Raw genomic sequence first — 10,961 nt, 5'->3', positions numbered from 1 at the left:
TCCAACATCGGTTCCATCCGCGGGGAATGGAACGCGTGCGACACCCGAAGCCGAGTCGTCTTGCGGCCTTCCCAGTGCTTGAGCCATACCTCAGCGGCGTCCTCGTCACCAGAGACGACCACGGAGGTCGGGCCGTTCACCGCCGCGACTTCGAGACGACCCTCGAACCCGGCCAACGACTCCGTCACCTCGGGCTCGCTCGCCTGGACCGCGACCATCGTCCCGCCCGCAGGCAACGCACCCATCAGACGGCCACGCGCCACCACGAGCTCTGAGGCATCACCCAACGAGAGCACCCCTGCTACATGTGCGGCGGCGATCTCCCCGACGGAGTGGCCGATCAGGTAGTCCGCACGTAGCCCAAGCGACTCCACCAGGCGGTACAGCGCGACCTCGACCGCGAACAACACCACCTGCGTGAACTCCGTCGAATCCAACACCCCGTCTTCGGACGCGAGAAGCTCCCGCACCGGGCGGCCCAACCGCGGGTCGAGTTCCGCACACACCTCACCCAACGCCTGGTCGAAGGCAGGGAACTCCCCTGCCAGGCCAAGGCCCATACCCACACGCTGAGAACCCTGCCCCGTAAACAGGAACGCCGACTTCCCCGCTACAGAGCTCTCACCTTCACCCGTGGAAACGTCGGCCAGGCGCGCCAGCAACTCATCACGGCCAGCGGCAACCACCACCGCACGCCGCTCCAACAACGCACGCGAACCCACCAACGAAGACGCAACATCCGCAACCGACACATCAGGCCGCGCAATCACGAACGAACGCAACCGCTCCACCTGCGCACGCAACGCCGCATCCGAACGACCCGACACCACCACCGGAACCGCCGCCAAGCCCGCACCGCCCGACGAAACACCCTCCGCCGCAGCAGCATCCTCAACCGGCGCCTCCTCCACAATGATGTGCGCGTTCGTCCCGCTCACGCCGAACGACGACACACCCGCACGCCGCGGACGGCCGGGGCTGGTCCACTCCCGCGCCTCCGTCAACAACCGCACATCACCCGCCGCCCAGTCGACGTGCGGCGACGGCTCGTCCACGTGCAACGTCGACGGCAACACCCCATGCCGCAACGCCATCACCATCTTGATCACACCCGCCACACCAGCCGCAGCAGACGTATGACCAATGTTCGACTTGATCGACCCCAACCACAACGGATCACCGGAACGCTCAGCGCCATAGGTCGCCAACAACGCCTGCGCCTCGATCGGGTCACCCAACTTCGTCCCCGTACCGTGGCCCTCCACCGCATCCACATCGGACGGAGACAGCCCGGCACTCGCCAACGCCTGCCGGATAACCCGCTCCTGCGACGGACCGTTCGGCGCCGTCAAACCATTGCTCGCACCATCCTGATTCACCGCACTGCCACGAACCACAGCCAAAACCCTGTGCCCAAGGCGCCGAGCATCCGACAACCTCTCCACCACCAACACACCCACGCCATCCGAGAACCCAGTCCCGTCCGCCGACGCCGCATACGCCTTGCACCGACCGTCAGGAGACAGTCCGCGCTGGCGGCTGAAGCCGATGAACAGGTCAGGAGTCGCCATCAGCGAGATGCCACCGACGAGTGCCATCTCGCACTCACCAGCCCGTAGTGCCTGGGACGCCAGGTGCAGGGCCACCGCGGAGGAGGAGCAGGCCGTGTCCACGGACACTGCCGGTCCTTCGAAGCCCATCGTGTACGCGACACGGCCCGAGACGACGCTCATCGTGGTACCCGTGAGGTGGTATCCCTCCAACTCGGGAACCATGGTCGCGTGATAGCCCGATGCGACCGTTCCGCAGAAGACACCCGTGTTGCTGCCCCGAAGCGTCGTCGGATCGATGCCCGCGTTCTCGAACGCCTCCCACGACGATTCCAGCAACAAACGCTGCTGCGGGTCCATCGCCGTCGCCTCACGCGGACTGATCCCGAAGAACTCGGCGTCGAACTCCCCGATACCCCGTACGAATCCACCAGAGCGCGTGTAGACCGTCCCCGCCTGGTCGGGGTCGGGGTCGTACAGCCGCTCCAGGTCCCAGCCACGATCGGCAGGGAACGGCCCCATGGCGTCCCCTCCGGACGCGACCAGCTCCCACAACTCGTCCGGCGAAGAAACGCCGTTGGGGAACTTGCAGCTCATTCCCACGATGGCCAGTGGCTCATCCGTGTCCACCCGGCGCGACCGTGTCGTACGCGAACGAACGATTGCAGCATCGACCACGATCTGCGAGATCAGCAGCCGGGCGACCGAAGCCGGCGAGGGGTGGTCGAACACGAGAGTGGCAGGCAGACGTACACCAGTGGACTGAGTCAGCCGGTTGCGCAGCTCGACCGCGCTCAGGGAGTCGAAGCCGAGCTCGTTGAATGCGCGACCCGGGTCGATCGAGGTGGACGAGGCGTGCCCGAGCACGCCCGCGACCTGGGCCAGCACCAGTTCGAGCGCTACTTGCTCACGGTCCGCCTCCGGCACACTCGCCAATCGCTGAGCGAGCGAACCACCAGTCCTGACCGGTCGAGCGCCGGGTGCCAGGCCGCGGAGTACCGCGGGGATGCTCCCGTTTCTGGCCTGGGCCCGCAACACCGCGGTGTCGAAACGAACCGGTGCCAGCAGAGCCGCGTCCGAAGCCAACGCCTGATCGAACAGGTCCAACCCCAGCTCGACCGTCAACGCCTTCGCACCCATGCGCTCCAGACGAGCAAGCTCCCCCTCACCCAACCGCGCGCCCATACCTCCGGCATCCGACCACAGGCCCCACGCGAGGGACGTGGCCGGCAGTCCCGCGGCGCGGCGGGTCGCAGCAAGAGCGTCCAACGCCGCGTTCGCCGCAGCGTAGTTGCCCTGCCCCGGACTCCCCATCAACGCCGCCACCGACGAGAACACCACGAACGCAGCGAGATCAGCATCGGCCGTCAGCTCGTGAAGGTGCAAGGCCGCATCGACCTTGGGGCGCATCACGCGGTCGATCTGCTCGGCGGTCAACGACTCCACCACACCGTCATCCAGCACACCCGCCGTGTGCACGACCCCCGTCAACGGACGCTCCACCGCACCCAACACCGCGGCCAGCTGCTCACGGTCGGACACGTCGCAGGCCACGACCCGAGCCGAACAACCCAACACGTCCAGCTCCGCGACCAGGTCCGCAGCACCCTCAGCCGCCGGACCGCGACGGCTCAGCAGCAGAAGGTCACGCACCCCGTGCGAGGTGGCGAGGTGACGGGCGAGGATCGCACCCAAACCACCCGTACCACCGGTGACCACCACCGTTCCCTCAGGATCGAACGACCGAACGACCGCGTCCGAAGCCCCCACGACCGAACGGGCCAGCCGAGGAGCCAACCACTGCCCCTCACGCACCGCGAGCTGCGGCTCGTCCACCGCGAGCAACGCACCCCAGTCCGGCTCCTGGTCACCCTCCACATCCACCAGAACGAACCGACCCGGATGCTCCGACTGCGCACTCCGCAACAACCCCCACACCGCACCCTGCGCCACATCCGCGGCACCACCACCAACCGACACCGCACCCCGAGTCACCACCACCAACCGCGAACCCGCCAGCGCCCCACACGCCAACCACTCCCGCACCACCGACAACACCTCACCCACGGCACTCGACGCCTCCGGGGCATCGACAACCGTGAGCACGAAGTCGGGCACAGCAGAATCCGCAGCGATCGCACGATCCAGTGCGGCCAGGTCCTCGTACGGTTCGCCTTCAAGAGGAAGCCCACCGAGCACAGCGACCCTGGCGGACTGGGCCTGTGTGACGGTGACCGGAGTCCAATCCAACTGGTAGAGGGACCCCTGAGCCGTTGCGGCCCGCTTCAGCTGGGCCTGGTCGACCGGACGGAAGACGAGCTTGTCCATGCTGAGGACCAGCTCGCCCTGCTCGTCGACGATCACGATGCTGAAGGCAGCCTCCCCCACGGGAGTGAGCCGTGCACGGGCGCGCGACACACCGGTGCGATGGAGCTGAACGCCGTTCCACGAGAACGGCATGACGAGCGTGTCGTCAGGCTTCTCGCCGAACAGCGAGCTCTGTACCGCAGAGTCGAAGAGTCCCGGGTGAATCCCGAAGTCGTCGGCTCCGGCCTCGTCCGGGAAGGCCAGATCGACGTAGACGTCATCCCCGTCCTGCCACGCACCCACCACACCCTGGAACAAGGGACCGTAGTCGTAGCCGATGTCGGCCATTCGGGTGTAGAGCTCTTCGACGGACAGAGGATCGGCACCTCGCGGCAGCCATTCGAGATCCCAAGCGGGCGCAGCCACGGATTCTGCTGCCAGCCATCCGCGGCCGTGGCAGGTCGCCTCACTCTGGGCGTCGACGTCCTCGCCCTCGGGACGCGAGAAGATCACGAACTCGCGACGACCGACATCGTCGGAGTGGCCGACGATGATCTGCACCTGGCGAGCCCCTGTGTCATCCAGGGCGAGCGGCGTCTCGATGACGAGTTCGTCCAGCACGGAGCAGTCGACCGCGCGCCCGGCGGCCAAGCTCATCTCAACCAGTGCCACACCGGGCACGATGACCGAACCCATGACGACATGGTCACGCGTCCACGGCTGCGTCTCGGTGGAGATGCGGCCGGTGAAGAGCCATTCGTCCCGGTCACCGATGAGTGCTCGACCAGCGAGCACGGGGTGGTCGACGGCGACGAGACCAGCGGCTGACACGTCACCCGTGATCGTGCCCGGAGACAGCCAGAACCGCTCCCGCTGGAAGGCATAAGTCGGCAGATCAACACGCTGAGCACCAACGCCCGCGTAGAACGCCTCCCAATCCACTGCGACACCAGCCGCATAAGCGTGGCCCAGGAACCCGGCGAACGCTTCCGGCTCGTTCTGCTTCCTGCGCAGGGCCGGGAGGAACACGGCATCGGTGCCGTCCGCCTCAGCGTCCAGGCATTGGCGCGCCATCGCGGTCAGGACCGCGTCGGGCCCGAGTTCGAGGAAGCGGCGCACGTCCAGGTCCCACAGGGTGCGGACCCCGTCAGCGAAACGGACAGCTTGGCGTACGTGTCGGACCCAGTACTCGGCGTCGAACACCTCCACCACTGCGCCCGTGACGTTCGAGACCACCGGGACCTGCGGCGCCGCATACTCCAAACGCTCCGCAACCGCCCGGAACTCCTCCAACATCGGTTCCATCCGCGGGGAATGGAACGCATGCGACACCCGAAGCCGAGTCGTCTTGCGGCCTTCCCAGTGCTTGAGCCATACCTCAGCAGCATCCTCGTCACCGGAGACGACCACCGACGTCGGACCGTTCACCGCCGCCACTTCGAGACGACCCTCAAACCCGACCAACGACTCCGCCACCTCGGACTCGCTCGCCTGGACCGCGACCATCACCCCACCCGCAGGCAACCCACCCATCAAACGCCCACGCGCCACCACCAACTCCGCCGCATCACCCAACGACAACACCCCAGCCACATGTGCGGCAGCGATCTCCCCGACGGAGTGGCCGATCAAGTAGTCCGCACGCAGCCCAAGCGACTCCACCAAGCGGTACAGCGCCACCTCAACGGCGAACAACACCACCTGCGTGAACTCCGTCGCATCCAACACCCCACCATCAGAAGCAAGAAGCTCCCGCACCGAACGACCCAACCGCGGATCGAGTTCCGCACACACCTCACCCAACGCCTGATCGAAGGCAGGAAACTCCGCCGCCAACCCAAGACCCATACCCACACGCTGAGAACCCTGCCCCGTAAACAGGAACGCCGACTTCCCCGCTACAGAGCTCTCCCCCTCACCCGTGGAAACGTCGGCCAGTCGCGCCAGCAACTCATCACGGCCACCAGCCACCACCACCGCACGCCGCTCCAACAACGCACGCGAACCCACCAACGAAAACGCAACATCCAAAGCAGATACTTCAGACCGCTCCGCCACGAACGAACGCAACCGCTCCACCTGCGCACGCAACGCCGCATCCGAACGACCCGACACCACCACCGGAACCGCCGCCAACCACGTGCTGCCCGACGAAGCACCCTCCGCCGCAGCAGCATCCTCAACCGGCGCCTCCTCCACGATGATGTGCGCGTTCGTCCCACTCACACCGAACGACGACACACCCGCACGCCGCGGACGCCCCTCACTCCTCCACTCCCGCGCCTCACGCAACAACTCAACGCCACCCGAAGCCCAGTCGACGTGCGGCGACGGCTCGTCCACGTGCAACGTCGACGGCAACACCCCATGGCGCATGGCCATCACCATCTTGATCACACCCGCCACACCAGCCGCGGTGGAGGTGTGGCCGATGTTCGACTTGATGGAACCCAGCCACAGCGGGTCCCCGTCACGCTCGGTGCCGTACGTCGCCAACAACGCCTGTGCCTCGATCGGGTCACCGAGAACGGTCCCCGTGCCGTGCCCCTCCACCGCGTCCACATCGGACGGAGCCAGTCCAGCATTGGCCAGCGCCTGCCGGATCACCCGCTCCTGCGACGGACCGTTCGGCGCCGTCAGACCGTTGCTCGCACCATCCTGGTTGACCGCACTGCCGCGGATCAGACCCAGGATCCGCCGCCCGTTGCGCTTCGCGTCGGACAGCCGCTCCAGCACCACCAGACCCAGACCGTCAGAGAACCCCGTCCCGTTCGCGGACGCCGCGTACGCCTTGCACCGCCCGTCGGGTGCCAGGCCGCGCTGCCGGCTGAACTCCATGTGCAGGAAGGGGCCGGCCAGCACGGTGACGCCGCCGGCGAGGGCGAGGGAGCACTCGCCTGCGCGCAGAGCTGTCACCGCGAGGTGTAGGGCAACAGCGGAAGCGGAGCAGGCCGTGTCCACGGACACCGCGGGGCCTTCCAGACCAAGGCTGTAAGCGATGCGCCCGGACACGACACTGGTGGTGGAGCCGGTCAGGCGGAAGCCCTCGATCTGCGGCAGCGCACCAGCGGGCATGGAGGCGTAGTCGGACGGACCGACACCGCAGAAGACGCCCGTGTCGCTGCCGCGCAGGCGGATCGGGTCAATGCCCGCGTCCTCCAGCGCCTCCCAGGACGACTCCAGCAACAGCCGCTGCTGCGGGTCCATCGCCGTCGCCTCGCGGGGGCTGATCCCGAAGAAGTCGGCGTCGAACTCGGTCGCTCCGTCGACGAACCCGCCTTCCTTGGCGTACACGGTGCCCAGGTGGTCGGGGTCGGGGTCGTAGAGCTGCTCCAGGTCCCAGCCACGGTCAGCGGGGAACGGGCCGATCGCATCGCGCCCCTCGGCCACCATTTCCCACAACTCGTCCGGCGACGTGACGCCACCCGGATACCGGCAACTCATTCCCACGATCGCGAGGGGCTCCCCGTCGCGGGACTCGTACTCACGAAGGCGCGCGCGAGCCTGGTTGAGGTCGCTCGCCATCTTCTTGAGATAGCGGGCGATCTTCTCCTGCTGATCCGTGTTCTGTGTCATTTCCGCGCCCCTCGTCACGCTTCGCCGAATTCGGTGTCGATCATCTGGAAGACTTCATCCATCGTTGTGGCCGCTTCGATGCGCTCGGCCGTGCTCTCCGCTTCTCCGTCATCGGCAACAACGGAAAGGAGTCGGCGCAGGCGCTCGGCAACATTTCGCCGATCGGGTTCGGCGATCCCGGGCAGCATTTCTTCCAGCTTCGTCAGTTCCTTCTCGATCGGTGGTTCGGTGGCATCGCCGCCGAACTCGGCAAGCAGCAGTCGTGCGATCTCCCCGGGCGTGGGGTAGTCGAACACCAACGTGGCCGGCAGGCGCATTCCCGTGACCTGGCTGAGCCGGTTGCGAAGCTCGACGGCGCCGAGTGAGTCAAAACCGATCTCCTGGAAGGCCCGCTCCGGTTCGATGGCAGCGGCTGAGGAATGCCCCAGCACAGCGGCCACCTGCGCGCGAACCATGTCCAGGACGATGTTGTCCCGGTCGCTGGTGGAAACCCCGGCCAGCTGATCCCGCAGGGACACCGTCGGGGTGTCCACCGGTCGAGCGCCGGGTGCCAGGCCGCGGAGTACCGCGGGGATGTTCCCTGCCCTGGCCTGGGCCCGCAACACCGCCGTATCGAACCGAACCGGTGCCAGCAGAGCCGCATCCGAAGCCAACGCCTGATCGAACAGACCCAACCCCTGCTCGACCGTCAAAGCCTTCGCACCCATGCGCTCCAGACGGGCAAGTTCCGCCTCACCCAACCGCGCTCCCATTCCCGCGGTGTCCGACCACAGCCCCCACGCGAGGGAAGTGGCCGGCAGTCCCGCGGCACGGCGGGTCGCAGCGAGCGCATCCAACGCTGCGTTCGCCGCGGCATAGTTGCCCTGACCAGGGCTCCCCATCAACGCCGCCACCGACGAGAACACCACGAACGCCGACAGGTCCGCGTCGACAGTCAGCTCGTGCAGATGCCAGGCCGCGTCCACCTTCGGACGCATCACACGGTCGATCTGCTCGACGGTCAACGACTCCACCACACCGTCGTCCAACACACCCGCCGTATGCACGACCCCCGTCAACGGACGCTCCACCGAAGCGAGTGCCCCGGCCAGCTGCTCGCGATCGGACACGTCACAGGCCACGACCCGAGCCGAACAACCCAACACGTCCAACTCCGCGACCAGGTCCGCAGCACCCTCAGCCGCCGGACCACGACGGCTCAGCAGCAGAAGGTCACGCACCCCGTGCGACGTGGCGAGGTGACGGGCGAACACCGCACCCAAACCACCCGTACCACCCGTCACCACCACCGTCCCCGCGGCGTCGAACCCAGTCACTGCGTCACCGGCGGACGCACGAGCCAGACGCGGCGCCAACAACCGACCATCGCGCACCGCGAGCTGCGGCTCGTCCACCGCGAGCAACGCATCCCAGTCCGGCTCCTGGCCACCCTCCACATCCACCAGAACGAACCGATCCGGATGCTCCGACTGCGCACTCCGCAACAAACCCCACACCGCAGCCTGCGCCACATCCGCAGCACCACCACCAACCGACACCGCACCCCGAGTCACCACCACCAACCGCGAACCCGCCAGCGCCCCACACGCCAACCACCTCTGGACCAAGGTCAGCGCGTCGGAGGCAGTCTGACGCGCTGTGGTGGCTACCTCGTCGTTGAGGGCACCGACGGTGGCCAGCACCACCTCGGGTGCGCTGGCTCCGTCAGCCAGGGTCTTCTCCAGTGCAGCCAGGTCGGTGAAGCGGTCCACCGATCCGCCGACCGCACCGATCGCGACGATGCCAGCACTTCGTGCGGCGCCCGCGACAGCCTGTGCGGGAACCCAGTCGATCTCATAGAGGTGGCGCTCGCCGTCCCGCCGCGCGCCTTCCAGGTGCGCCTGCTCAACAGGGCGGACATCGAGCCGCCGCAGACAGGCCAGCGGCAGGCCGTCCTCACCCGCGATGTCCAGCCGCAGTGAGGTGGGGTCCGGCAGCGTGATCCGCACGCGGATCCTGGTGAGGCCGAACCGCGCCAGCTGGACTCCGGACCAAGAGAACGGAAGTCCGCTGGGGTTGTCCTCACCCATGTCGAGCATCCCCAGTCCGCCGTGCAAGGCGGAGTCGAACATGGCCGGGTGGATGGCGAACCCGTCGGACGCTCCGGCCGCCTCCGGCAGTGCTAGTTCGGCGAAGACCTCACCGTCCCTGCGCCATGCGGACTGTACGGCGCGGAAGGCGGGACCGTAGTCGAAGCCCACGTCGGTGAGGTGGGCGTTCCGGTTGAGCAGCGTGTACAGCTCGGAGACGGCGAGGGATTCGGCTTCGGCCGGCGGCCACTGCAAGGAGAGTGGCTCCAGCGGCTCGGCCTTGCTGGCGAGCCAGCCGCGGGCGTGACACGTCAGTTCGGTGACCTCGTCCTCGGCAGCCTCGATCCGGGAGAAGAAGGCGATCTCGCGTCGGCCGTCCTCGCCAGCCGGGCCGACCGTTACGCGGATCTGCCGCGTAACGTGGTCCTCCAGGACCAGAGGTGCGGCGACGACGAGCTCGTCGACCACATCGGTGCCCAACCGCCGGCCAACGGTCAGCGCCATTTCCACCATTGCGGCGCCTGGGACCAGGACGATTCCGAACACCATGTGGTCGCGGGTCCACGGCTGCGTTTCCTGGGACATGCTGCCCGTGAACACCCACTCGTCGCGGTCGCCCACCTGCACCGCCGCCGCCAACACCGGATGCCGCATCCGATCCATGCCGGCCGCCGAAGCGTCACCTGATCTGGCCTTGCGGGTCAGCCAGTAGTTCTCGCGCTGGAAGGCGTAGGTGGGGAGGTCGATGCGCTGGGCGTCGGTGTCGGCGTAGAAGGTGTCCCAGTCCACCGTGATGCCGGCCGCGTAAGCGTGGCCGAGGAACCCGGCGAACGCCTCCGTCTCGTTCTGCTTCCTGCGCAGGGCCGGGAGGAACACGGCGTCGGTGTGCTCGGTGTCGGTGTCGAGGCACTGGCGCGCCATCGCGGTCAGTACGGCATCCGGGCCGAGTTCGAGGAAACGGCGTACATCGAGGTCCCACAGGGTGCGGACCCCGTCAGCAAACCGGACGGCCTGACGCACATGACGTACCCAGTAATCGGCGTCGAACGCTTCCACCAGTTCGCCCGTGACGTTCGAGACGACCGGGATTTGCGGTACTCCGTACTCCAGGCGTTCCACGACCGTCCGGAACTCGTCGAGCATCGGTTCCATCCGCGGGGAATGGAACGCGTGCGACACCCGAAGCCGAGTCGTCTTCCGCCCGTCCCACCGCTGTAGCCATTCCTCAGCAGCGCCCTCGTCACCGGACACGACCACCGACGTCGGACCGTTCACCGCCGCCACTTCGAGACGACCCTCGAACCCGGCCAACGACTCCGCCACCTCGGACTCGCTCGCCTGGACCGCGACCATCGTCCCGCCCACAGGCAACGCACCCATCAGACGGCCACGCGCCACCACGAGCTCTGAGGCATCACCCAACGAGAGCACCCCTGCTACATGTGCGGCGGCGATCTCC

The 10,961-nt window shown here is 67.4% G+C and carries 2 protein-coding genes; both read right to left on the bottom strand.

All coding sequences use genetic code 11. The annotated features are described in order from the left end of the window. Positions 1–7,433: SDR family NAD(P)-dependent oxidoreductase (locus tag ACFYOU_RS33205; protein ID WP_391311014.1), on the bottom strand; the 7,433-nt coding region annotated here is incomplete at its 3' end. A gap of 14 nt (positions 7,434–7,447) precedes the next feature. Next, the gene (locus ACFYOU_RS33200) at positions 7,448–10,957 is read right to left on the bottom strand and encodes an SDR family NAD(P)-dependent oxidoreductase (protein ID WP_391311016.1); all 3,510 of its coding nucleotides are present in this window, start codon (positions 10,955–10,957) and stop codon (positions 7,448–7,450) included. Positions 10,958–10,961 lie beyond the last annotated feature (4 nt).

The sequence above is a fragment of the Streptomyces sp. NPDC005955 genome, assembly GCF_042871255.1.
Classification (GTDB): domain Bacteria; phylum Actinomycetota; class Actinomycetes; order Streptomycetales; family Streptomycetaceae; genus Streptomyces.
This window is presented reverse-complemented; position numbering and strand designations above follow the sequence as displayed.